The following is a 23,645-nucleotide window of genomic DNA, read 5'->3' on the forward strand; positions in this document are numbered from 1 at the left end:
TCCTGGATGACGGTGCTGCCCACCCCGGGGAGCCCGCGGGAGTTCACGCGCGCCGACGGTGCCCGCATCATCCGCTTGGTACCGATCACGGGCGCCGTCGTGGGCGCCGCGGTCGCCGCGCTCGCGTGGGTGGCGCACGCCGCGGGCCTACCGGCGGTGCTTGTGGGCGCGCTGGCGATCGGCGGGGCCGCCCTGTTCACCCGGGGCATGCACCTGGACGGATTCGCCGACTGCGTCGACGGTCTCGGCAGCTACGGCTCCCCCGAGCGGGCGCGCGAGATCATGCGCCAGGGCACGGTGGGGCCGTTCGGCGCCGCCGCGCTGGTGCTGCTGCTGCTCGGTGAGGCCGCGGCCGTGGGGGCGCTCGCGGGACGCGGACAGTGGCTCGCCATCGGCGTCGCCGTCGGCGCGGCGCGGGTGGCCGCGGTGCTCGGCTGCCGGCGCGGGTGGGCACCGTCGAACCCGGACGGCTTCGGCGCACTGACGGCCGGAACCCAAGGCGTCCTCGCGCAGGTGTTCTGGTGCGTCCTCGCCCTCGCGGCCGCCGCCCCGACGGTGCCCGGCACCCCTGGCAGGGCCCGCTCGCCGTGGCCGTAGCGTTGGGCCTCGCCACTCTCGCGATGCGGCACTGCGTCCGGCGGTTCGGCGGGATGAGCGGCGACGTCCTCGGTTTCGGGATCGAGATCGCGACCGCGGTCGCGCTGATCGGCTGCTGCGTCAGCTGACCTCGCCGGGCCGGCGGTTCCAGAACTGGTGTACGACACCGTCCGGGGTCGTGACGGACTCGATGTCGAAGCGGCGGTGCACGCCGGGCAGGCCGTCCCATAGCGACACCCCCGAACCGAGCACGATGGGCTGGATCGACAGGTGGAGCACGTCGATCAGGTCGTCGCGGAGGAAGTCCCGCACCGTCGAGGGGCCACCGCCGATCCGGACGTCGGCGCCGTCCGCGAGGTCGAGCGCCTCCGCGAGCGCGTCGGCCGGGGACGCATCGCGGAAGTGGAAGACGGTGCCGTTGTCGAACTCGATCGGCGGGTGCGCGTGGTGGCTGAGCACGATCACCGGCGTGCGGAACGGCGGCTCGTCGCCCCACCAGCCGCGCCAGCCGTCGTCGGGCCACGGGCCCTGCTGCGGGCCGAACTTGCCGCGGCCCATGATCTCCGCGCCCACGCCCTGGCCCCACATGCTGTTGAGCAGGCGGTCGGCGGTCACGGGCACGTCGGCGCGGTGGACGCCCGCGATGGTCCGGCCGTCGAAGTTGCCGAACAACTCGCCGGCGCCGCCGATGGGCTCGTCGACGGTGATGTGTCCGCCCGCGCTGTAACCGTCGAGCGAAGTGGTGAGCAGGTCCACCCGGACCTTCGGCTGCCGTGTCGGTTCCCCGGTCATTGTTCGTCTCCTTCGTCCTGCCGTCCTGCGATCACAGCACGGTCCGCTCACACGTCGAACGGCGCCGGCCGAATTCGACATGTGGTTGACGGCGTCCATCCACAGGCATAACCTGACAACACACGTTGTCAGTAGAGATCGGTGAGGTGGAGATGACTGCTACGACGCCCGTGAAGGTCCCCGCGCGACACCCCGAGTCACCTCGCCGCGTGCCGCCCGGCATCGCGATGGTCAGCCGGTTCCTCCGGCTCTCCGAGCCCACCGAGGCGGAGTTCCGGCGGTTCGGAGAGCTACTCACGGTGGGCGACCCGCCGATGGACGAGCTGGTCGACTGGATCTGCCAGGACAAGTCCGTCCGCAAGCCGCTCTTCGACCGGGCACTGGCGGACGGCATCGCGACGGTGCCCGAGGCACCGTCGGAGCTGCGCACGTTCTTCGAGGACATCGAATCCATCCCCGACTGGGCCGACTGGGACAAGATCCTGGTCGGCGGGCAGCTCATGCGCAGCGGCGGCGCCGACGGCTTCTCCGTGGCGCGTGACGTGGCCCTGATGGGCGGCTACCTGTTCTCCGGCTTCAACCAGACGCTGCTGCGGACCGGGGCGCTGGAGAAGGGGTCCAACAAGCGGTTCGCGGAGACCTCGCAGTGGGCCCTGGACGTGATCGTGCCCGACGGGCTGCGCCCCGGCGGTGTCGGCTACCGGTCGACGCTGCACGTCCGGTTCATCCACTCGATGGTGCGCCGGCACGTGATGTCGCTGCCGGACTGGGACTTCGCGGCGTACGGCCTGCCGATCAACCAGACCGACATGGCGGCCACGCTGGTGGGCGCGCTCATCGCGCCGGTCGCCACCGGGACCGGGCTGGGCATGCTCTCGCATCCCCGGGAGTACGAGGCCGCGGCGCACCTCACGCGGTACGTCGGCCGGCTGATGGGCGTGCACGACGACTTCCTGCCGCACAGCTTCCGCGACAGCCTGCGGATCCTGTTCCAGACCTCACGCGCCCTGTCCACGCCGGACGAGACCAGCCGGGCGCTGGCACAGCCGATGGCCGACGACCCCCTGGTCTGGCACTATGCGCACCTGTCCGGTATCCGCCGGCGGATCGCCCGATCCCAGCACCTGTCGATCGCCACGGCGTACCTGGGGCGGGCGGCGATGCGGGAGCTCGGCGTACCGTCGGCGATCCCCTGGTACCCGGCGCTGCGGATCCCGTTCCACCTCGTCGAATCCGCGATCAACCAGCTTCCCGGCGGTCGCGAACGCGCCGCCCGCCGCGGCGACCGGAGCCAGGCGAAGTTCATGCGCATGCTGAACGAGGAGGCAGCCATCGGCCATTCCGCCCAGCACGTCACCGCGTGATCAACCGGACGGCAAGCCACCGCCAACCGCCGCGCGGGATCCTCACATCATGACCTACGACGATGCCGAATGGCACCAGGAGACCGTCGACGAACTCGGCCTGCCCGAGGCGAACGCGGCCACGCACATCGGGATCTTCTACGCGTGGATGCGAGCGCACGGCCTCGCGAGCGGCACCACGCTGTGGCACGGGGTGCCGAGCCGGTTCCGGACCCGCACCTGAACCTGCTCGACGACCGCCGGATCACGCCGGGCGCGTACCTGATCCAGCACATGGTGGGCCAGTTCGACACCGGGGCCTTCACCGAGGAGGGGAACGCGTTCGTCGACGCGACGTACTCCGCGTACCTGGATGCGTACGCGAGGGTGCCGGAGGTCGCCCGGCACTCCTCCACGTACGCCGCCGCCGACACCTGGCAGCTGTACGACGCCGTCGCGCCCGCCATCGACGCCCTCTACGCGCTGGAAGTCGCGCCGGTAGCGGCTGGGTCCACCGATCCGCAGCCTCTCGACATCTTTCGAAGCGTTCTGCGACCGATCGGGCCGAAACCGTCGCAGAACGCTTCGAAAGATGGTGCGGCCGGGATCAGCCGACGATCAATTCTTCAGTACAGTGCCATCATGCATCCGCTGATCGAAAGGCTGGACGCGGCACTCGCGGCGAACTACCCCGAGTTCCACGCCGCCCTCGGCCCCGGCTCGTCCCAGGAGGATCTCGACGAACTCGAGCGGATCTTCGGCCTGCCACTCCCCCGGCTCTATCGCGACTTCCTCGCCTGGCGTGGCCCCAGTCCCGCCGGCGCGCCAGTCACGGCGGGCAGCCTGATCTACAACCAGGACCTGATGACAGCGCGCGAGGTCATCGACACGATCACCGTGATGCGGGAACTCCGCGCGTCCGACCCCAGTTGGGTCACCTCCGCGTGGTCCCTCGACAGGCGGTGTGACAGCGCGCCGCAACGCCCCGCCGAACGCGAACGGCCCGCACCGAAACGGTGCGGGCCGCCTGGGTCGGGGTGAGCGTCAGCTCAGCGTGGTCATCCAGCCGTGGGTGTCGGGGACGGTGCCGCGCTGGATGCCGGTGAGGGTGGCGCGCAGGGCCATGGTGATCTCGCCGGGCTCGCCGTCGCCGATGGTGAAGTCCTCCTCGGCGCCCTTCACGCGGCCGACGGGCGTGATCACGGCGGCGGTGCCGCAGGCGAAGACCTCGGTGATGGCGCCGGAGGAGACGCCCTCCTTGAGCTCGGCCACGGTGATGCGCCGCTCCTCGGTCTCGAAACCGGCGTCGCGGGCGAGCTGCAGCAGCGAGCTGCGGGTCACGCCGGGGAGCAGCGAGCCCGACAGCTCCGGCGTCACGATGCGGGCGTTCGCGCCGGAACCGAGGACGAAGAACAGGTTCATCCCGCCCATCTCCTCGATCGCCTCGTGCTCGATGGCGTCGAGCCACACCACCTGATCGCAGCCCTGCTGCGCGGCCTGGGCCTGCGCCACCAGCGACGCGGCGTAGTTGCCGCCGCACTTGGCGAAGCCGGTGCCGCCGGGCGCCGCGCGCACGTACTCGCGCGAGAGCCACACGGACACGGGCTTCACCCCGCCGGGGAAGTACGCGCCGGCGGGCGAGGCGATCACCAGGAACCGGTAGCTGTTCGACGGCTTGACGCCGAGGGTCTCCTCGTCGGCGAAGATGAAGGGCCGGAAGTACAGGGCCTCCTCACCGCCGGCCGCGGGGACCCACTCGCCGTCCACGGCCACCAGCTGGCGCAGCGCCTCGACGAACACGTCCTCGGGCAGCGGCGGGATCGCCAGGCGCTCGGCGGAGCGCTGGAAGCGCGCGGCGTTGGCCTCCGGCCGGAACGTGGCCACGGAACCGTCGGGCTGGCGGTAGGCCTTGAGCCCCTCGAAGATCTCCTGCGCGTAGTGCAGCACCGACGCCGACGGCTCCATCGGGATGGGGCCGTACGGCAGCACCGCGGCGTCGTGCCAGCCCTTCTCCTCGTTCCAGCGGAGGGACACCATGTGGTCGGTGAAGAACCTGCCGAATCCCGGGTTCGCCAGGATCTCGGCGCGCGCATCCGCAGAGCGTGGGTGGTCGTTGCGGGTGAGGGCGAAGGCCGTGCTCGTAGTCATGAAAGAAGATTCTACGACCCCGGCGCCCCGCCGAAGGCCATACCAATCGGTAGGAACCCCGAGTATTTTTTCCGGGGCCGTCCGACTGCTACTTGGTGTTCGCCTCGACGAACGGCGGGAGCACCACCTCGCACTCGATGGCACGGCCGCGCACGTCGACGCTGACGACGGTGCCCTTCTCCACGCCCGCCGCGGAATCGATGAGCGCCAAGGCGATTCCCACCTTCAGCGTGGGGCTGAACGTGCCCGACGTGGTGGTGCCGATCGGGGCACCGTCGGCGGAGAGCACCGACAGGTCGGCGCGCAGCACGCCCTTGCCGGTGGCGCGCAGGCCCCACAGGCGCCGGGCCGGGCCGGCCTCCTTCTCCGCCACCAGGGCCTCGCGGCCCACGAACTCGGGCTTCTTCCAGCCGACGGCCCAGCCCGCCCGCGCCTGGACGGGCGTGATGTCGACGGTCAGCTCGTGCCCGTGCAGCGGATAACCCATCTCGGTGCGCAGCGTATCGCGGGCGCCGAGGCCCGGGCTGGCCGCCGCGCGAGGTGATCTCGGGCAGCAGCGCCCGGAAGACGGTCTCGGCGTCGCCCCACGCGGGGATCAGCTCGTAGCCGTGCTCGCCGGTGTAGCCGGTGCGGCACACGCGCACGGCGGTCCCGTTGAGCGACGCGTCCTCGTAGGCCATGTACTCCATGTCGGTGGGCAGCCCCACGGCCCGCAGCACCTCGGCCGACTTCGGGCCCTGCACGGCGAGCACGGCGTAGTCACGGTGCTGGTCGGTCACGGTGATGCCCTCCGGCGCGCGCTCGCGCAGGTGCGCGACCACCGCGGCGGTGTTCGCGGCGTTGGGCACGAGGAAGAGCTCGTCGTCGGAGACGTAGTAGACGATGAGATCGTCGATCACGCCGCCGGATTCGTTGGTGCACAGGGTGTACTGGGCCTTGCCGGGATGGATCTTGCCGAGGTCGGCGGTGAGCACGCGATTGACGAAGTCCTTGGCGCCCGGCCCGGCGACGGTGGCCTTGCCGAGGTGGCTGACGTCGAAGATCCCCACGGCCTCGCGCACGGCGGTGTGCTCGCCGACGGTGCCCGCGTACTTGACGGGCATCGACCAGCCGCCGAACGGCGCGAACGCCGCTCCCAGCTCGGTGTGCACGGCATTCAGGGGGCCCTCGATCAGCGTCTCACTCATGCCCGGCACTCTAGTCCAGGGCCGCACTGCCGGATCGGCCCAGCAGCCGCATCCCCTGGTAGATCACGATCGCGGCGACGGAGCCGAGCGCGATGCCGGTGAACGTGACCTGCCCCAGCGACCAGGTGAAGTCGGCGATGCCGATGATCAGCGGCACAGCGGCGGTCAGCTGGTTGATCGGCAGGCTGAAGTCCACCCGCGCCTGCACCCAGATCCGCACGCCCAAGATGCCGACGAGGCCGTACAGCGCCGTCGTGATCCCGCCCAACACGCCCGGCGGGATGGACGCGATCGCGGCGCCCACCTTCGGCGACATGCCGAGCAGGATCGCCGCGATACCGGCCACCCAGTACGCGGCCGTCGAGTACACGCGCGTCGCCGCCATCACGCCGATGTTCTCCGCGTACGTCGTGGTGGCCGAGCCGCCGCCCGCGCCGGCCAGCACCGTCGCCAACCCGTCCGAGGCGAGCGCGCGGCCCATCACCGGGTCGTAGTCCTCCCCCGTCATCTGGGCGACCGACCGCACGTGACCCACGTTCTCGGCCACCAGCACGAGCACCACGGGCAGGAACATCGGCAGCACGGCCCACGAGAACGACGGTGCCGAGAACTCCGGTAAGCCCACCCAGGACGCGGCCGAGATCGCCGCGGTGTCGACTTCGCCGCGCACCGCGGCGACCGCGTAGCCGATCAGCACCGAGGTGAAGATCGCGAGCCGCCCGAGCATGCCCTTGAACAGGGCGAGGGACAGGATGAGGCAGACCAGCGTGATCGTGGCCGTCACGGCGGCCTTCTCGTAGTTCGCCTTCGCCGCGGGCGCCAGGTTGAGGCCGATCAGCGCGACGATCGCGCCCGTCACGACGGGCGGCATCAACTTCTCGATCCACGCGGTGCCCACGAGGTGCACCACGCCGCCCACCAGGATCAGCAGCACGCCCACCGCGACGATCCCGCCCAGCGCGCTCCCAGCGCCGTGCGAGGCGGTGGCCGCGGTGATCGGCGCGATCACCGCGAAGCTCGAGCCCAGGTAGCTGGGCAGCCGATTCCCGGTGATCAGCAGGAACAGCAGGGTGCCCACGCCCGAGAACAGCAGTGTGGTGGCGGGCGGGAACCCGGTGAGCACCGGCACCAGGAACGTGGAGCCGAACATCGCCACCACGTGCTGCACGCCGATGCCCAGCGTCTTGGGCCAGCTCAGCCGCTCACCGGGGCCCACCACACCGGCGCCGTCCGCGACCGGCGTCCACAGAGAAGTCGTCATGCCGCGGAATCATGCTCGATCAGCGGCCGAGCACCGCATCCAGGTGGTCGTTGGCGAACACCCGGTCCGGGTCGAGCTCGTCGCGCACGGCCAGGAACTCGTCGAACCGGGGGTATGCGCCGTGGAAGAACTCGGCGGTGCGCGTGTGCATCTTGCCCCAGTGCGGGCGGCCACCGTGCTCGATCATGATCCGCTCGACCTCGGCGAAGTAGTCGCTCGGCTTGTCCCGGACGTAGCGATGCGCGGCGATGTACCCGGACCGCCTGCCCGACGCGGTCGAGAGCATGAGGTCGTCGGCGGCGGCGACACGCACCTCCACGGGGAAGGTGAGATTCCAGTCCCGCGCGGCGATCGTGGCACGCAGCGCTTCGAACGCCGGCATCGTGTTCTCCAGGGGCACTGCCCATTCCGTCTCGCGGAACCGCACGGAGCGGTCGGTCGTGAGCACGTTGGTGGAGTAGTCGATCTCGGTGTGCTCGGACAGCATCGACGTGGCGAGCGTGACCAGCCGGGGCGTCAGCGCCGGGACCACGCGCCCCACCTCGCACACGGCCATCAGCGCGCCGGTGCCGACGACCTTGTCGTCGACGAACCGCCGCACCCCGCCGATCGGCTTGCGCTTGTGATCGCCGGGCCGGCGGATCTGCGATTTGGTCAGCGTGCCGTCGGTCCCCGGGAACCAGAAGAACTCGAAGTGGTCCACACCGCGCACCCGCTCGCCGAAGCCCTCGACCGTCTCCGCCAGCGACATCGGCGCCTCGGTGGCCTCGAGCACGAACCGGTCCACGCATTGCAGGGTGACCTCGACCAGGATCCCCAGCGCGCCGAGCCCGAGGGCCACGGCCTTCAGCCGCGGGTCGTGCTCGCCGACGGTGAGCACCTCCCCGGTCCCGGAGACGAGGGTCGCCCCGACCACCTGGGTCGCGATGCCGCCGAAACCCAGGCCGGTGCCGTGGGTCCCGGTCGAGATCGCCCCCGCCAGGGTCTGTTCGTCGATGTCGCCCAGGTTGGCCATCGCCAGCCCGTAGGGCTCCAGCAGCGCGGGCACGTCGTACAGTCGAGTCCCCGCGCGCAGGGTGACCCGCTTGCGGTCGACGTCCACCGTCACCAGTCCGCCCTGGTGGTCAGGGGCGAGCGCCACGTCGCGCGGCGCCGAGATCGGGGTGAACGAGTGCCCGGCCCCGAGCGGTTTGACGGTGCCGCCCCGCTCACGCGCCCGTTCGACCGTCCGGACCACGTCCTCGATCGTCGCCGGGCGCGAAACGTACGAGGGGAACGCGGACGCGGTGCGCCCCCAGTTGCGCCACTCGCCGACCCTGCCGGTCAGCTGGTCCAGGCCCGGAATCCACTTGTTCACAGGAAGCACTTCCCCTCGCCGCGGTAGGTCGGGACCGTGGTGTGCACGGCACCGTCGGAGACGATCACCAGGTCGTCGGAGTGCTCGGCCGGCTCCCCGGCCTTGGTGTGCCGGAACCAGATCCGGTCGCCGAGCGAGATCCGCTCAGCGCGCTCGCCGGTCAGCGGCGTCTGCACCTCGCCGGCCCCTTCGCGGCCGGTCAGCTTCAGCCCCTCGGGCCACACAGGGCGCGGCAGGCGGTCCGAGCCCGCAGCGCCGGAGGCGATCCAGCCGCCGCCGTGGCAGGTCACGGCGTCCGGCGCGGGGCGGCGCACCACCGCGAGCCCGAATCCCATGGCGGGCGCCGGGCGGAAGTGGGAGTAGCCGTCGAAGAGGTGCGGCCCGTACAGGCCGCTGCCCGCGGCGATGTCGGTGACGTTGGGATCCTCCGCGTTGCGCTCGAGGGAGCCGGTACCGCCGCCGTTGACGAACTCGAGGTCGGCGATCCGGCGCAGGTCGGTGAGGATCTCCCGGCGGCGCGTCACCAGCTCGTCCCAGGACGCCCGCTGCATGGTCCGCAACAGCGTCCCGGCGCCGGGGCGACGGATGCTGAGGTCGCCGACCCCGGCGATCTGCGCGTCGTAGGTCATCACGCCGACGAGCCGGAATCCCTTGCGTCCCGCGACCGTCGCCGCGAGGACCGAGGCCTCGCCGCGGGTGCGGACCGGCGATCGGCGCGCGCCGATCGCGCCCAGCGCGGGCGCGTGGTACGACGCGTCGACGTCGATGCAGACCCGTAGTTCGGGGCGGCGGCTCGGCGGCACCGCGGCGTCGATGAGGTCCAGCTGGTCGGCGGCGTCGATCATCAGGGTCACGCGCATCGCGGCGGCGGGATCCGCTGCCAGCGCTGCGATCGCGGCGAGGTCGGCGCTGGGGTACGCGACGAGGACGTCCGTGCAGCCGGGGCGGGCGGCGCCGTCGTGATCGACGCCGTCGGCTGCCAGCCAGTGGGCCTCCGCGACGTCGTACGCCAGGACGCCCGCGTAGCCGGGGACGCGGAGCAGCGCGTCGAGCACGGGGCGTGAGCGGATCGACTTCGACGCCACGCGGATCGGCTTGCCGGCCGCGCGCCGCAGCATGTCTGCCACGTTGTAGCGCAGGGCGTCCAGGTCTGCGGCGAGGATCGGCGCGTCGAGACCGTGGGTGGCGGCGTCGATGGTGGCCCAGTACGTGGCCGGGTCGATCTCCCAGTCCCGGTCGAGCGACGACGGTGCCGCCGCCAGGTCCAGTGCGCCAGCTCCGGTCGTGGTCTCACCCGTGCCGTTTCCCGTCATGAGCACCGATCGTACGGGCGCGGGTGCCACCTCAGCTCGGCGTGACCGCAGATCCCCCCTCGCCCGTCCGGATCTCCCCGGCGGCCCGGACCTGGGCGGGAGTGCTCCCGGTCCACTGCGCGAAGGCGCGCCGGAAGTCCCGGGCATCGGCGAAACCGACGGCCTCGGCGACCGCCCGCATCGTCAGATCGGTGGTCCGCAGCAGCGTCTCGGCCCGCTCGCGCCGGACCCGGGTGTGGATCGACCGGAAGGACTCGCCCGCCTCGGTGAGGTTCCGGCGCAGCGTCCGCTCGGTGGTGTTCAACTGTCGGGCGACGCCGGCCATCGTGAACGGGCGGCGCAGGTCGGAGCGGAGCAGGTGCTCGACCGCCCATACGTGGTCGAGGTCGCGCGCCTCCGCGCTCGTCCCGGTGAGCGCGCGGCAGGCCGCCAGCGCGGCGGCATGCACCGCGGGCTCGCGCCGGGGCAGCGGAGTGCCCAGGAGACGCCGCGGCACCGTCATCCGGCCGAACGGGGCGTCGAACCGGACCGGACAGCCGAAATGCGCGGTGTACTCCGGGCCGTACGGAGGGGCCGGGTACGGCAGCTCGATCGCCTCCGGCGACCAGTGCTCGTCGCCGAGTGCGGAGCGCAGCAGCGTCGTGACGCTGAGCAGTGTCTCCTCGCAGAGAAAGGGCAACAGGTCCGGGTCCGCGGAGCGCGGGACCACCGTGAGGCGGAGGGCGCCGCCGTCGGCGTCCACGTCGAAGTCGACCAGGCTGCCCGCCGCCTGGTGGTACTGCAGGCCGACGGCGACGGCGCCCTCGAAGTCATCGGCGGTCTGCATCGCCACGCCGAGCATGCCGAAGGACTGCAGCAGCGGGCGGGCGCCCGCCTCGAACCCGAGGGGCGATCGGGCAGCGCGTGCACCACCTCGGTCAGGAACCGCACGACCTGTGGGTGGGCGAGCTCGAGGTCGACCGCCGGATCGGTCCGGCGGATCCCGGCGCGCGTAGCCCACGCCGCCACCGGGAGCCCTTCCCGTGCCAGCGCCTCCATCAGGTGGGCGACGACGGGCGCGGGCATCGCGGCCGCGTAGCCGGCCGCCCCGGGCGGCGGCGCGCCCCACAGTCCCAGGCGTAACATCCGTACAGGCAAGCACACCCGCCGCCCCGACGAGAGGAAACCCCTTGAGCACGCCGTTCACCGGACCCGCCATCACGCTGATCGACGATGTCGCGGCGGCGACCGACGCGCTCGTCGTGGGCGTGTACTCCGCGGAGGGCGACGGACCGATCACGCTCGACGCCGGCGTCCCGGAGGCCGCGCGCGGTCCGGTTGCGGCGGCGCTTTCGCTCCTCGGCGCCGAGGGCAAGGCCGGCGAGGCCGTCCGGATCGCCACCCCGGCCGGGACCGGTCTGGGCGCGGCGACGGTGCTGGGCGTGGGCCTCGGCGCGGAGGCGAAGGTCACCCCGGAGACGGTGCGCCGCGCCGCGGGCGTCGCCGCTCGCGCGCTGGAGGGCGTCGCGGCAGCCGCCACCACGCTCGCGTCGATCGACCTCGCGGCCACCGTCGAGGGCGCGATCCTCGGCGCGTACCGGTTCGCCGAGTTCCGCACCACCTCCGCGCCGAAGAAGGCGACGCTCGGTGCGCTCGCCGTGGTCGCGACGCCCGCGTCGGAGGCGCTCGCCGAGGAGGCGCGCGGCACCGTCGAGCAGGCCCGGCTGACTGCCGCAGCGGTCGCGCTGGCCCGGGACTTCGTCAACACCCCGCCGAACGTCCTCTCCCCGGCGAGTTCGCCGATCGCGCGCAGCGCCTGGGCGCCGACGCAGGGCTCGAGGTGGAGGTCTTCGACGAGCAGTACCTGGCGGCGAACGGCTACGGCGGCATCGTCGGGGTCGGTAAGGAAGCTCGCGCCCTCCGCGGCTGGTGCGCCTGCGGCACGTCTCGGGCGTCGACGGTGCCCGCCGCGTCGCGCTGGTCGGCAAGGGCATCACCTTCGACACGGGCGGGATCTCCATCAAGCCCGCCGCGGGCATGGAGCAGATGACCTCGGACATGGGCGGCGCCGCGGCGGTGATCGCCACGGTGATCCTGGCGGCGCAGCTCGGCCTGCCGGTCGACGTGACCGCCACGGTGCCGATGGCCGAGAACATGCCCTCGCACACCGCGCAGCGTCCCGGCGACGTGCTCACCCAGTACCCCGGCGCCGGGAAGGGCGGCATCACCGTCGAGGTCATCAACACCGACGCCGAGGGCCGGCTCATCCTCGCCGACGCGATGGTCCGCGCCTGCGAGGACGAGCCCGACTACCTCATCGACACCGCGACCCTGACCGGCGCGCAGATGGTCGCGCTCGGCACGCGCACCCCCGGCGTGATGGGCACGGGCGACTTCCGGGACCGCGTCGCGGAGCTGTCCCGCTCCGTCGGCGAGAACGGCTGGGCGATGCCCTTCCCCGAAGAGCTGCGCGCCGACCTCGACTCGCGCGTCGCGGATCTCGCGAACGTGAGCCCGAACCGGTGGGGCGGCATGCTGACCGCCGGCGTGTACCTCAAGGAGTTCGTGGCCGACGGGGTGCAGTGGGCGCACATCGACGTCGCGGGCCCGGCGTTCCACACGGGCGGCCCATTCGGCTACATCACCAAGGGTGGTACGGGCGTACCGGTTCGCACGATGCTCGCGGTGCTCCGCGACATCGCGCAGCGCGGGTGACGTCCCGCCCCTGGGAGTTACCGACTAGTAAGCCCCCAACCGCCGCACGGACCCGACCCTGAGGGTAGGGTCAGGTGTCGGTGGAGGCCACCAGCCGAAACCCGCGTTCAGCTCGTATCACAGCAGATAACCGAACCTGAGGAGTCAGAGGAAATGGCCTTCTCCGTCCAGATGCCGGCACTCGGCGAGAGCGTCACCGAAGGCACCGTCACCCGGTGGCTCAAGCAGGAGGGCGACACCGTCACCGTCGACGAGCCCCTGCTCGAGGTCTCGACCGACAAGGTCGACACCGAGATCCCGGCCCCGGCTTCGGGTGTGCTGCTGAAGATCCTGGCGCAGGAGGACGACGTCGTCGAGGTCGGCGGCGACCTCGCCACCATCGGTGAGGCCGGCGAGTCCGCGCCCGCCGACGCCGCGCCGGCGCCCGCCGCCGAGCCCGAACCCACCCCCGCGGCGGCGGCTCCGGCCGCTCCGGCGGAGCCCGCGGCCGCGGCTGCTCCCGCCGCTCCCGCCTCGGGCACCGAGGTGACGATGCCCGAGCTGGGCGAGTCCGTGACCGAGGGCACCGTCACGCGCTGGCTCAAGAGCGTCGGCGACGAGATCGCCGTCGACGAGCCGCTGCTCGAGGTCTCCACCGACAAGGTCGACACGGAGATCCCGTCGCCCGTCGCCGGCACGCTGCTGGAGATCAAGGCGAACGAGGACGACGTGATCGCCGTCGGCGGCGTGCTCGCGATCGTCGGCTCCGGCGCCCCCGCGGCACCCGCCGCGCCCGCCGCACCGGCACCGGCTCCCGAGCCCACCCCGGCTCCGGCCGCCCCCGCCGCCCCGGCTCCCGCGCCGACCCTGAGCCGACCCCGGCGCCGGCCGCTGCCGCCCCGGCTACGCCCGCGGCCCCGGCTGCCCCCGCGGCTCCGGCCGCGTCGTCCTCGGAGTCGACGCCGTACGTCACCCCGCTGGTGCGCAAGCTGGCCGCGGAGAACAACGTGGACCTGAACTCGGTCAAGGGCACCGGCGTCGGCGGCCGCATCCGCAAGCAGGACGTGCTCGCCGCGGCCGAGGCCGCGAAGGCCCCGCTGCGGCTCCGGCCGCTGCCGCCGCGCCCGCGGCCGCCGCGCCCGCGGCACCGTCGGCCCCGAAGGGTGCCCGTCCCGAGCTGGCGGCGCTCCGCGGCACCTCGCAGAAGACCAACCGCATCCGCCAGATCACCGCGAAGGTCACCCGGGAGTCGCTGCAGGGTTCCGCGCAGCTCACCCAGGTCTTCGAGGTCGACTTCAGCCGGATCGTGGCGCTGCGCGCGCAGGCGAAGGCCGCGTTCAAGGCGAACGAGGGCGTCAACCTCACGTACCTGCCGTTCATCGCGAAGGCGGTCATCGAGGCGCTCAAGGTGCACCCGAACGTCAACGCGTCGATCAGCGACGACTTCAAGGAGATCACCTACCACGGTGTGGTGAACCTGGGCATCGCCGTCGACACCCCGCAGGGCCTGCTCTCGCCGGTCATCAAGAACGCCGACGACCTGTCGCTGGCCGGCCTGGCCCGCGCGATCGTGGACCTCGCGGAGCGCACGCGGAACAACAACCTCAAGCCCGACGAGATCTCCGGCGGCACGTTCACCATCACCAACATCGGCAGCGAGGGCGCGCTCTTCGACACCCCGATCCTGGTTCCGCCGCAGGCGGCGATGCTGGGCACCGGCGCGATCGTCAAGCGTCCGGTCGTGGTCAAGGACGCGGCGGGCACCGAGTCCATCGGCATCCACCCGATGGCCTTCCTCCCGCTCACCTACGACCACCGCCTCATCGACGGTGCCGACGCGGGCCGCTTCCTCACCACGGTCAAGCACCGTCTCGAGGAGGGCGCGTTCGAGGCGGATCTGGGCCTGTAGCTCTCGGAACCACCCGATCTCATGGAACGACGGGTCGCCCTCGCCGGATCGTCGGGGCTCATCGGCACTGCGGTGTCGCGAGCGCTGACGCGGCGGGGCGACACCGTCGTTCCCCTCGTTCGGGGCGATTCCGCGCGCGGGCGCGCATGGGACCCAGCGCGCGGCGAGGTCCCCGATCTCGCCGGCTTCGACGCGGTGATCACGCTGAACGGCGCGCCCATCTCGGGCCGCCGCTGGACGGGAGCCGTCAAGCAGGAGTTGCGCGACTCCCGCATCGAGGCGACCGCGGCGCTCGCCGAGGCGGCCGCGCGCGATGGCGTGCCGGTGTTCCTGGGCGCGAGCGCGATCGGCGTTTACGGCGACGCCGGCGAGGCCGAGTGCCTCGAGACCTCCCGTCCCGGTTCCGGCTTCCTCGCGAGCCTGTGCGTCGAGTGGGAGGCCGCGGCCGCTCCGGCGCGCGCGGCCGGGGTCACCGTCGGGCACCTGCGGTTCGCGCACGTGCTCTCGAACGCCGGCGGACTGCTCCCCGTGCTGCGCCGGGTGTACCGGCTGGGGCTGGGCGGACGACTCGGCAGCGGGCACCAGTGGCTGTCGTGGATCTCGCGCGACGACGCCGCCCGCGCCGTCCTGCACGTGCTCGACGGTGCGCTGTCCGGTGACACGTCCGGCCCCGTGAACATCGCCTCCCCGCGCCGGTACGGCAGCAGGCCTTCAGCGAGGCCCTCGGCCGTGAGGTGCACCGCCCCGCCCGCTGGGTGGTGCCGCGCGTCGCCCTCCGCGCCGCGGTCGGCGAGATCGCCGACGAGGGCCTCCTCACGTCGCAGCGCACCGTTCCGCGCGTGCTCCACGAGAGCGGATTCCGGTTCGCGCACACCACGCTTCCCGCCGCGCTCGCCGCGGCGATGGCGGACGACTCCTAACGGCCGAAATCGGAGACGGTTCCGGCGGCGTCCGCCCGGCGTGTCGCCCGCCGGAACCGGGTCCGACGTTCCCGGCGGGCCGCACCGCCGCGAAGGCGTAGCGTCTAGGTCATGCCCGCACGTTCCGCCCGCGCCTCGTCCGATCCGCTCGTCGTCGAAGACCTCGGCACCATTGGCTACCAGGAGGCCTTCGACCTCCAGCACGACCTAGCGAACCAGCGCGCCGACGGCGCCATCGGCGACCGGCTGCTCCTGCTCGAGCACCCGCCCACCTTCACCGCGGGCAAGCGCACGGAACCGCAGGACCTGCCGACGGACGGCAGCACCGTCATCGACGTGGACCGCGGCGGCAAGATCACCTGGCACGGCCCGGGGCAGCTCGTCGGCTACCCCATCATCAAGCTCGGCTCGGCGATGGACGTCGTCGACTACGTGCGCCGCATCGAGCAGGCCCTGATCGAGGTGTGCCGCGGCCTCGGCCTGCGGGCGGGCCGGGTCGAGGGACGTTCGGGCGTCTGGTTCCCCGCCGACGGTGCGCGGCCCGAGCGCAAGGTGGGCGCCATCGGCATCCGCGTGGCCCGTGGCGTCACGCTGCACGGCTTCGCGCTCAACTGCGACAACACGCTCGGTGGCTTCGACGCCATCATCCCCTGCGGCATCCCCGACGCGGGGGTGACGACGCTGAGCTCGGAGCTGGGCCGGGACGTCACCGTCGGCGAGGTGCGCGACGCCGTCGTCGACGCCGTCCAGCGCGCCCTCGACGGCGACCTCCCCGTCACCGACGCGACGCTGCACGCCGCCGATCACGCCTGATCGGCCGGGTCCTCCGAGGTGCCGTCGCGGACGGCCTTCGCCCACGCCTTGGCCCACAGTTCCAGCGGCCCCAGAGCGATCAGGAGGGCCTTGCCCTGGTAGCTGAGGCGGTAGGCGCCGTCGGACGCCTGCGTCACGATGTGCGCCGCCGAGAGCTCGGAGAGCCGCTGCGAGAGCGTGCTCGACGAGATGCCCTCGATCTCGTTGCGCAGGTCGGAGAACCGCGACTTCCCGAAACGCAGCTCCCACACGATCCGCAGCGCCCACCGCCGGCCGAAGAGGTCGAGCGCGGCCATCATCGGGCGCCCGGTGTCGGAACCGCGGACGGGCCGCCCGGGTAGCGGACGGTCGACGTCGCGCTCGCTGTGACTCATGTCACTCCCCCTGCCGCTCTGCGGCGGAACCCACACCGGAAGGCACTAGGCGCGCCTCGCCGATAGAGATACGGTTCACACCTATCAGTCCAGTTCGATTTTTGGACCACGGCCGGATGACCTCCGGCGGACCGGAAGGTGACCGTGATCGACGCCCATAGTAATTCCGCAGCGAAGCAGCCCTTCTTCGCACGGCTCGGCCGGCTCTGCGTGCGCCACGCGGCCTGGATCCTGCTGTTCTGGGTCGGCCTGGCCGGCATCCTCAACGTCGCGGTGCCGCAGCTGGAGGTCACGGTCCACAAGCACTCCGCGCCGTTCATCCCCGGGGACCTGCCCGGCGTCGACGGGCTGCGCGCCATGGCCGAGGAGTTCGGCACCCCGTCGTCCACCGCGCAGGGCAACGTCATCGTCGCCGCCGAGGGGAGGATCGGCCCCGAGCAGGAGCGGTACTACCGCGCTCTCACCAGCGCGCTCCAGGCCGACAAGGAGCACGTCGCCTACGTCATCGACACCTTCGGCAGGCCGGCCGCCCGCGAGGTGGGCCTGAGCCCCGACGGCAAGGCCATCAACCTGCTCGTCGCCGAGGTCGGCGACATCGGCTCGACCCGGGCGCAGTCGAGCACCGAGGCCATCCGGGAGACCATCCGCTCGATCCCGGCGCCGGCGGGTACCACCGTCGAGTTCACGGGCACGGCACCGACGCTGTCGGACCTGTTCACCGCGATCGACGCGTCGCTGCTCGTCATCACCGCGGTCTCCGTGGTGCTCATCATGGCGCTGCTGCTCGTCACCTACCGGTCGATCGGCGCGGCGATGGTGCCGCTGCTGACCATCGGCCTCTCGCTCGCCGTCGCGCGGCCCATCGTCTCGTTGCTCGGCGAACACGAGGTGATCCCCGTGTCCAACTTCTCCATCGCGATCATGACCGCGATGGTGCTGGGCGCGGCCACCGACTACGCGATCTTCGCCGTCGCGGGGTACCACGAGGCGCGGCGCGCGGGGATCCCGTCCGACGAGGCCGCGGTCGCCGCGTCGACGCGCGTCGGGCGCATCATCGTCGCTTCGGCCCTCACCATCGCCGTGGCGAGCGGCGCGATGATCTTCTGCAAGGTCGGCATCTTCGTCACGGCGGGCCTGCCGACGACGATCTCGATCATCGTGACGTGCCTCATCGCCCTCACGCTGCCGCCCGCGCTGCTGCGCTACCTGGGCGCGCAGGGCTGGGTGGAACCCCGGCCGGGCAGCGAGAAGCGCTGGCGCCGCACCGGGGTGAAGGTGATGCGCCGGGCCGTTCCGCTCACGGCGGCCGCGCTGGTCGTGCTGGTCGCCGCGGCAGCCGTGCTGCCGAGCATGGTCATCGGCTTCGACGAGAACCGGATGCAGCTGCGCGCCACGGACTCCCGCAACGGCTACGAGACGACTCTGGAGCACTGGGGCGTCAATGAGGCGGTTCCCGAGTTCCTGCTCATCCGCGCCGACCACGACATGCGCAACACCCACGACCTCGCCGCGCTCGAGGCCATCGCGATCGGGGTGTCGAACCTGCCGCAGGTCGCCTACGTCCGGTCGATCACCCGGCCCGACGGGAAGCCGATACCCGAGTCGGCCGTCGGCTACCAGACGCAGCAGGTGGCGAACGGCCTGGGCGACGCGAACCGCCAGCTCAAGGAGGCCTCGCCGCAGCTCAAGGCCCTCGCTTCCGGCGTCGATCAGCTCAATGCGGGCGCGAGCGAGGCGTCCCGGCGGGTCCCGGAGCTCGTCGCCGGAACCCAGCGGGTGACCGGGCTCGCGTCGGGTGTGCTGGACGCGCTGACCTCCGCGCAGCAGGCCCTCGCCACCGCGAGCGGCGGCACCGTCGACGTGAACGCCGCGACCGCCCTGCTGCGCAGCGCCGTCGCCACCCTGACCACCGCCGCCGACGCCGTCCGGACCGCGCAGCGGCAGTACGCCGGGATCGGCGAGGTGTTCGGCCCCTTGGTCGGCCCCGCCTCCCCGCCTGTGCCGCCGACGCGAACTGCACCGCCGCGCGCCGGGCCTTCGCCGAGCTCGACCGCGCCACGTCCGGGCGGGCCTCGACGGCGGTCCGCGCGGCCACCGTCGTGCTGCCCGCCGGGACGACCGACCGCGCGGCGACCGCGCTCGCCCAGGCCGACGACGCGCTGGCCCGGCTGCAGGGTCTCCTCAAGGGCCTGGGCGGCCTCAGCCCCGAGCAGGTCAAGGCGCAGCTCGCGGAGTTGAACGCGGGCGTCTCCCAGCTCTCCACGGGCCTGTCCCAGCTCAGCGCGGGCCTCGGACAGGTCAAGACGGGCACCGATCAGGTGGTCGAGATGACGGGCCGCCTCCAGGAGGGCCTCGGCGCCGCCACGGACTACCTCACCGGGCTCAGTGCCGGCACGACCGACGGCCCGGGCCGCGGCTTCTACCTACCCGCCCAGGGACTGCAGTCGGATCGCTTCGTCGACGGCTCGCGGGTGCTCATGTCGCCCGACGGCCGGTCCGCCCGCATCCTCGTGGTGTGGGGCATCAACCCGTACTCGGACGAAGCCCTCAACACGGCCGCGTCGATCCCCGACGCCGCGCGGGCGGCGGCGCACGGCACCGTGCTCGAGTCCGCGACGATGGACGGCTTCGGCCTGGCCTCGATCTCGGCGCAGATGCGCGAGCAGGTGCTGCGCGACTTCCTGCTCTTCGGGCTGGTCGCGGTGATCGGCGTCTTCCTGGTGCTGCTGGTGCTGCTCCGGGCGGTGATCGCGGCGGCGCTCATGGTCGCCACGGTGGTGCTGTCCTTCGCCGCCGCCGCGGGCGCGTCGGTGCTGCTCTGGCAGCACGGCCTGGGGATCCCCGTCGACTGGTCGGTGCTGCCGATCGCCTTCATGGCGCTGGTCGCGGTGGGCGCGGACTACAGCATGCTGTTCGCGGACCGGATCCGCGAGGAGGCCGCCGGGGATTCGACGGTGCGGGGCGTGCTCCGCGCGTTCGGCACCACCGGCAGCGTGATCACCACCGCTGGACTGGTCTTCGCCATCACGATGTTCGCGCTGATGAGCGGCAGCGTGATCAACCTGCTGCAGATCGGCTCGACCATCGGCATCGGCCTGCTGATCGACATCGTCGTGGTGCGGACCGTCTTCGTGCCGGCGGCGATCACCGCGCTCGGCGACCGCGTGGTGGCCGTCGAAGCCGTGACGGCCGCGTCCCGGGTCCGCTGGGCCCGGGACGGCGCGGCGCCGAGGCGGACGGAGGCGAAGCACAGGAGCGCCGCGGCCACGGCGAACCCGGTGGCCGCGGCGGCGAACAACGGGCCACCCACGGCGACCGCGCCCAGCACCGAGGTGCCCGCAGCGATACCGGCGTTGGTACACGCGTTGTTCCAGCCGAGCACCGCGGCGCGGTTGTCGGGGTCGACCGAGGACAGGTACGTCTGCTGGGCCGAGAAGAAGGCGCCGCCGCCCGCGCACCACACCGCGATCGCCGCGATGGCGACCGCCGGGACCGTCGCCGTCGTGGCGACCGCCACCCCCGCTGCGACCACCAGTGCCGCCCCCGCCGGCACCCACGCCGGGTGCACACCGCGCCGGGCCAGGCGGTCGACGAGCGCCCCCGTCGCCACGGAGCCCGTCATCGAGCCGACGCCCACGACGAGCCCGATCAGGCCCAGCGCGGTGAGGCCGTAGCCGAACCGCTGCGAGAGCAGCACGCCCACGTACGTGTACGCGCCGAGCCGGCCGGCCTGGAGCAGAAGGGACGACGTGAACGCGAGCGCAATCCGGCGGTTGCGCCACGGCGCGAACAGACCGCCCCGGTCCGGCCCGGGCGCGCTCGGGTCGGCGGACGGCAGGCGCAGCGCCGTCACCGCGGCGACGACGAGCATCGGCACGCCGATCAACAGGTACGGCGCTCGCCACCCGAGACCGTTCGCGAGGAACGCACCGAGCGGGACGCCGAGGACCTGGCCGCCCGCGTACGCGGCCGCGCCCAGGGAGACCGCCCGGCCGCGCTGGGCGGGCGCGGCGTACTCGGCGAGGTACGCCCAGATCGACGGTGCGCCGAGCGCGGCCCCGAGCCCGGACAGCGCTCGCGCCGCGACGAGCAGCGCCAGCGACGGCGCGACGTAGCTCAGGACATCCGCCACCGCGAAGACCGCCATCCCGACGGCGATCGCGTTCCGGCGGGCGAGCCGGTCCGAGAGCCGGCCGAACAGCGGCCCGGTGACGGCATAGCAGAGGACGTACGCGGTGACGACGTTGCCCGCGGCGCCGGTCGACGCACCGAACGACCGCGCGATGTCGGGAAGCAGTGGCGCGACCAGGTTCATCTCGGCGCCCATGAGGAAGAAGACCAGGTAGAGAACGCCGAAGGTGCCCCACGGGGTCCTCCCCTGCACCATCGCCGCACCTCCTACCCGAGCCAGATTAGATGATCGAAGGATCGCGGTCGAACGGGCGTGACCCGCGCCACCGGCGGGCCGCGGGACCGGGCGTAGCATGGACCGGGTGAGTACCCCGGAGAACCCCGCAAGCTACTCCGCCTCGAGGTCCGTAACGCGCAGACCCCGATCGAGCGCAAGCCGAACTGGATCCGCACGCGCGCGAAGATGGGCCCCGAATTCACCGAACTCAAGGGCCTGGTCAAGCGTGAAGGCCTCCACACGGTGTGCGAGGAGGCGGGCTGCCCCAACATCTACGAGTGCTGGGAGGACCGCGAGGCCACCTTCCTCATCGGCGGCGAGCAGTGCACCCGCCGGTGCGATTTCTGCCAGATCGACACGGGCAAGCCGGCCGAGTTGGACCGGGATGAGCCCCGCCGCGTTGCCGAGTCGGTGCAGGCGATGGGTCTGCGCTACTCCACCATCACCGGCGTCGCCCGCGACGACCTCCCCGACGAGGGCGTGTGGTTGTACGCCGAAACCGTGCGCCAGATCCACAAGTTGAACCCGAACACGGGCGTCGAGAACCTGATCCCCGACTTCCACGCCAAGCCGGAGCTGCTCGCGGAGGTCTTCGAGTCGCGCCCCGAAGTGCTGGCTCACAACCTGGAGACGGTGCCGCGCATCTTCAAGCGCATCCGCCCCGCGTTCCGCTACGAGCGCTCGCTCGACGTGATCCGGCAGGCCCGCGCCTTCGGGCTGGTCACCAAGTCGAACCTGATCCTCGGCATGGGCGAGACCCCCGAGGAGGTCACCGAGGCGATGCGCGACCTGCACGACGCGGGCTGCGACATCATCACCATCACCCAGTACCTGCGCCCGTCGCCGCGACACCACCCCGTGGAGCGGTGGGTCAAGCCGGAGGAGTTCGTCGAGCACACCGCCGCCGCCGAGGAGATGGGCTTCGCCGGCGTCATGGCCGGACCGCTGGTCCGCTCGTCGTACCGCGCGGGCAAGCTCTACGCGAAGGCGATGGCGCATCACGGCCGCCCGATTCCGGAGAACATGGCGCACCTGACCGCGGAGGGGAGCGCCGCGCAGGAGGCCACCTCCGTGCTGGAGCGCCTCGCCGCAACGAAGTAGTCGCACCGCGCGGAGGGCCGCACCTCGGTTCTGAGCCGCATGGCCGCCGCCGCGAAGTAGGACATTAAGCTGGGAGTCATGGCACAGGACAAGGCAGCCGCACAGAAACTGAAGGCGGCGAAGGCCGAGGCGAAGCGCACCCGTAAGGCCGCTTCGAAGGAACGCCGCAAGCAGATGTGGCAGGCGTTCCAGATGCAGCGTAAGGAAGACAGGGCGCTCATCCCGATCATGGCCGGCGTGTTCGTCGGCGCAGTGGTGATCTCGCTGCTGCTCGGCCTCGCGCTGAGCAGCTGGTGGATGTTCCTCATCCTGGGCGTGCTGCTGGGCGCGCTGGGCGCCTTCATCGTGTTCACGCGGCGCCTCGAGCGCAGCGTGTACCGCAAGAACGAGGGCCAGGTGGGCGCCGCCGGGTGGGCGCTGGAGAACATGCGCGGCTCGTGGCGCGTGTCGCAGGCCGTGGCCCGCACGACCCACGCCGACGCCGTGCACCGCGTGATCGGCAAGCCCGGCATCATCCTGGTGGCCGAGGGCAACGAGGGCCGCATCAAGGGCCTGCTCGCGCAGGAGAAGAAGAAGACCGCCCGCGTCGTGGGCCAGACCCCGATCTACGAGTTCGTGGTGGGCAACGACGAGGCCGTGCCGCTGCGCAAGCTGCAGCGCAACCTGAACAAGCTGCCGTCGAACATCAACGGCAAGAAGATCGACGAGCTCGAGGGCCGGCTGGCCGCGCTGTCCAATCGCGCGGGCGGCGCCCAGATGCCCCGCGGCCCGCTGCCGCAGGGCGCGAAGATGCGCAGCGTGCAGCGCACCGTCCGGCGCAAGACGGGCTCCAACGGCTCGGCCTGACCAGGACGACGGTGCCGGGCCGGCACCGTCGTAGCGCCTACCGGGTGCGGACGACGACGGTGCCGGTGGCCCGGTCCTGCATGCCACGTCCGTCGACGTCCTGGATCAGCGGCGGCACGAGGAACACGATCAGTAGGTTCCGGGCGAGCGCACGGATGATCCCCACGCGCATGTCCGGGTCCTCGATCCGCGCCACGCGCAGGCCGGCGAAGTACTGGCCGGGCGTGAAGCCGAACAGCGTCACCGTGAGCACGCCGACTGCGAACCAGATGCCGAGCGTCAGGGTGTCGAACGACGTCTGCTCGCCGCCGAACACCCGCGAGGGGCCGACCACGGCGGCCGCGATGAGCGCCGACGGCACCCAGTCCAACAGCAGCGCGACCACGCGTCGCCCGGTGGAGGCGAGGGAGCCGGCGCCGGCGCGCGGCAGCCCCAGGCCCTGGCCCCGGTAGTCGCCGTGCGCGCCCTCGGGGAGCGCCGCGGAGGCGCCGGACAGCCATGATCCCGTTTCTCGACCCATGCGTTCAGGGTACGTGGGCGCCGGCGGCGGCAGCAGGCCGCCGCCCGGAGCGCGCGGGGCGATGTGTAACACCGTTGAAACAT

General features: G+C 72.3%; 18 protein-coding genes and 6 pseudogenes. 14 read left to right on the top strand and 10 right to left on the bottom strand.

All coding sequences use genetic code 11. The features are described 5' to 3' along the window. Window positions 1-6: 6 nt before the first annotated feature. Window positions 7-597 (top strand): adenosylcobinamide-GDP ribazoletransferase, encoded by a 591-nt coding sequence (locus tag MTP03_RS14255; protein WP_256465287.1) that lies wholly within the window; start codon window positions 7-9, stop codon window positions 595-597. Next, window positions 588-725, top strand: coding sequence for an adenosylcobinamide-GDP ribazoletransferase (locus MTP03_RS22870; protein WP_256465155.1), 138 nt, complete (start codon window positions 588-590; stop codon window positions 723-725). The genes MTP03_RS14255 and MTP03_RS22870 overlap by 10 nt, the downstream gene beginning before the upstream one ends. Here the strand turns inward: MTP03_RS22870 and MTP03_RS14260 are convergent. Beyond that, a complete protein-coding gene (locus MTP03_RS14260) occupies window positions 718-1,389 on the bottom strand; it encodes a dihydrofolate reductase family protein (protein WP_248488832.1) in 672 nt (223 codons plus the stop codon). The genes MTP03_RS22870 and MTP03_RS14260 overlap by 8 nt on opposite strands. A gap of 152 nt (window positions 1,390-1,541) precedes the next feature. On the opposite strand from MTP03_RS14260, the gene MTP03_RS14265 reads away from it, so the two are divergent. The 3 genes from MTP03_RS14265 to MTP03_RS14275 are packed head-to-tail and all read left to right on the top strand — an operon-like array spanning window position 1,542 to window position 3,773. Continuing rightward, window positions 1,542-2,753: an oxygenase MpaB family protein gene (locus MTP03_RS14265; protein ID WP_248488833.1), complete on the top strand. Its 1,212-nt coding sequence runs from the start codon at window positions 1,542-1,544 to the stop codon at window positions 2,751-2,753. Window positions 2,754-2,802: 49 nt separating this feature from the next. Next, entirely contained in the window at window positions 2,803-2,976 is a 174-nt protein-coding gene (locus MTP03_RS14270) for a hypothetical protein (RefSeq protein ID WP_248488834.1), read from the top strand. Beyond that, complete coding sequence (locus MTP03_RS14275) at window positions 2,937-3,773, top strand: hypothetical protein (RefSeq protein WP_248488835.1); 837 nt, start codon at window positions 2,937-2,939, stop codon at window positions 3,771-3,773. The genes MTP03_RS14270 and MTP03_RS14275 overlap by 40 nt, the downstream gene beginning before the upstream one ends. A 3-nt stretch (window positions 3,774-3,776) precedes the next feature. Here MTP03_RS14275 and MTP03_RS14280 read toward each other — a convergent pair whose 3' ends face one another. The 6 genes and pseudogenes from MTP03_RS14280 to MTP03_RS14305 all read right to left on the bottom strand — a co-directional run bounded on the left by MTP03_RS14280 (window position 3,777) and on the right by MTP03_RS14305 (window position 10,839). Continuing rightward, window positions 3,777-4,880 carry a branched-chain amino acid aminotransferase gene (locus MTP03_RS14280; RefSeq protein WP_248488836.1) on the bottom strand — a complete coding sequence of 368 codons (1,104 nt, stop codon included), beginning with the start codon at window positions 4,878-4,880 and terminating at the stop codon, window positions 3,777-3,779. A gap of 88 nt (window positions 4,881-4,968) precedes the next feature. Next, window positions 4,969-6,067, bottom strand: a pseudogene (gene gcvT / locus MTP03_RS14285) (glycine cleavage system aminomethyltransferase GcvT). 10 nt (window positions 6,068-6,077) lie between these two features. Next, window positions 6,078-7,328, bottom strand: coding sequence for a uracil-xanthine permease family protein (locus MTP03_RS14290; RefSeq protein WP_248488837.1), 1,251 nt, complete (start codon window positions 7,326-7,328; stop codon window positions 6,078-6,080). Window positions 7,329-7,347: 19 nt separating this feature from the next. Beyond that, entirely contained in the window at window positions 7,348-8,685 is a 1,338-nt protein-coding gene (locus MTP03_RS14295; RefSeq protein ID WP_248488838.1) for a D-arabinono-1,4-lactone oxidase, read from the bottom strand. Next, complete coding sequence (locus MTP03_RS14300) at window positions 8,682-9,998, bottom strand: alanine racemase (protein ID WP_248488839.1); 1,317 nt, start codon at window positions 9,996-9,998, stop codon at window positions 8,682-8,684. Before MTP03_RS14300 ends, MTP03_RS14295 begins: the two co-directional genes overlap by 4 nt. A 31-nt stretch (window positions 9,999-10,029) precedes the next feature. Then, a complete protein-coding gene (locus MTP03_RS14305) occupies window positions 10,030-10,839 on the bottom strand; it encodes an AraC family transcriptional regulator (protein ID WP_248488840.1) in 810 nt (269 codons plus the stop codon). A gap of 328 nt (window positions 10,840-11,167) precedes the next feature. Between MTP03_RS14305 and MTP03_RS14310 the strand changes: the two are divergent. The 5 genes and pseudogenes from MTP03_RS14310 to lipB all read left to right on the top strand — a co-directional run bounded on the left by MTP03_RS14310 (window position 11,168) and on the right by lipB (window position 16,313). Next, window positions 11,168-12,692: pseudogene (locus MTP03_RS14310) on the top strand (leucyl aminopeptidase). 153 nt (window positions 12,693-12,845) lie between these two features. Further along, a pseudogene (gene sucB, locus MTP03_RS14315) lies at window positions 12,846-14,580 on the top strand (2-oxoglutarate dehydrogenase, E2 component, dihydrolipoamide succinyltransferase). Between the two features lie 21 nt (window positions 14,581-14,601). After that, window positions 14,602-15,204 (top strand): annotated as a pseudogene (locus MTP03_RS14320) (NAD-dependent epimerase/dehydratase family protein); the annotation flags it as partial. Between the two features lie 110 nt (window positions 15,205-15,314). After that, the gene (locus MTP03_RS23850) at window positions 15,315-15,500 is read left to right on the top strand and encodes a DUF1731 domain-containing protein (RefSeq protein ID WP_371820769.1); all 186 of its coding nucleotides are present in this window, start codon (window positions 15,315-15,317) and stop codon (window positions 15,498-15,500) included. A 111-nt stretch (window positions 15,501-15,611) separates the two neighbouring features. Beyond that, window positions 15,612-16,313, top strand: a complete 702-nt coding sequence (gene lipB / locus MTP03_RS14325) for a lipoyl(octanoyl) transferase LipB (RefSeq protein WP_248488841.1) — start codon at window positions 15,612-15,614, stop codon at window positions 16,311-16,313. Here the strand turns inward: lipB and MTP03_RS14330 are convergent. Next, on the bottom strand, window positions 16,304-16,687 hold the full coding sequence (locus MTP03_RS14330; protein WP_248488842.1) for a helix-turn-helix domain-containing protein: 384 nt from the start codon (window positions 16,685-16,687) through the stop codon (window positions 16,304-16,306). The genes lipB and MTP03_RS14330 overlap by 10 nt on opposite strands. A gap of 138 nt (window positions 16,688-16,825) precedes the next feature. Between MTP03_RS14330 and MTP03_RS14335 the strand changes: the two genes are divergently transcribed. Together MTP03_RS14335 and MTP03_RS14340 are read left to right on the top strand one after the other, a co-directional pair. After that, entirely contained in the window at window positions 16,826-18,925 is a 2,100-nt protein-coding gene (locus MTP03_RS14335; RefSeq protein WP_248488843.1) for an MMPL family transporter, read from the top strand. After that, window positions 18,922-19,863: pseudogene (locus MTP03_RS14340) on the top strand (MMPL family transporter); the annotation flags it as partial. The gene MTP03_RS14335 and the pseudogene MTP03_RS14340, both read left to right, overlap by 4 nt. A gap of 215 nt (window positions 19,864-20,078) precedes the next feature. On the opposite strand, the pseudogene MTP03_RS14345 reads toward MTP03_RS14340, so the two are convergent. Next, a pseudogene (locus MTP03_RS14345) lies at window positions 20,079-21,173 on the bottom strand (MFS transporter); the annotation flags it as partial. 69 nt (window positions 21,174-21,242) lie between these two features. Between MTP03_RS14345 and lipA the strand changes: the two are divergent. Together lipA and MTP03_RS14355 are read left to right on the top strand one after the other, a co-directional pair. Next, entirely contained in the window at window positions 21,243-22,196 is a 954-nt protein-coding gene (lipA, locus tag MTP03_RS14350) for a lipoyl synthase (RefSeq protein ID WP_248492193.1), read from the top strand. Window positions 22,197-22,274: 78 nt separating this feature from the next. After that, entirely contained in the window at window positions 22,275-23,042 is a 768-nt protein-coding gene (locus tag MTP03_RS14355; protein ID WP_248488844.1) for a DUF4191 domain-containing protein, read from the top strand. Window positions 23,043-23,079: 37 nt separating this feature from the next. Here MTP03_RS14355 and MTP03_RS14360 read toward each other — a convergent pair whose 3' ends face one another. Then, the gene (locus MTP03_RS14360) at window positions 23,080-23,562 is read right to left on the bottom strand and encodes an RDD family protein (protein ID WP_248488845.1); all 483 of its coding nucleotides are present in this window, start codon (window positions 23,560-23,562) and stop codon (window positions 23,080-23,082) included. Between the last annotated feature and the right edge of the window lie 83 nt (window positions 23,563-23,645).

Origin of the sequence: Tsukamurella sp. PLM1 (genome assembly GCF_023168325.1) — a bacterium.
In the GTDB taxonomy this organism is placed as follows: domain Bacteria; phylum Actinomycetota; class Actinomycetes; order Mycobacteriales; family Mycobacteriaceae; genus Tsukamurella.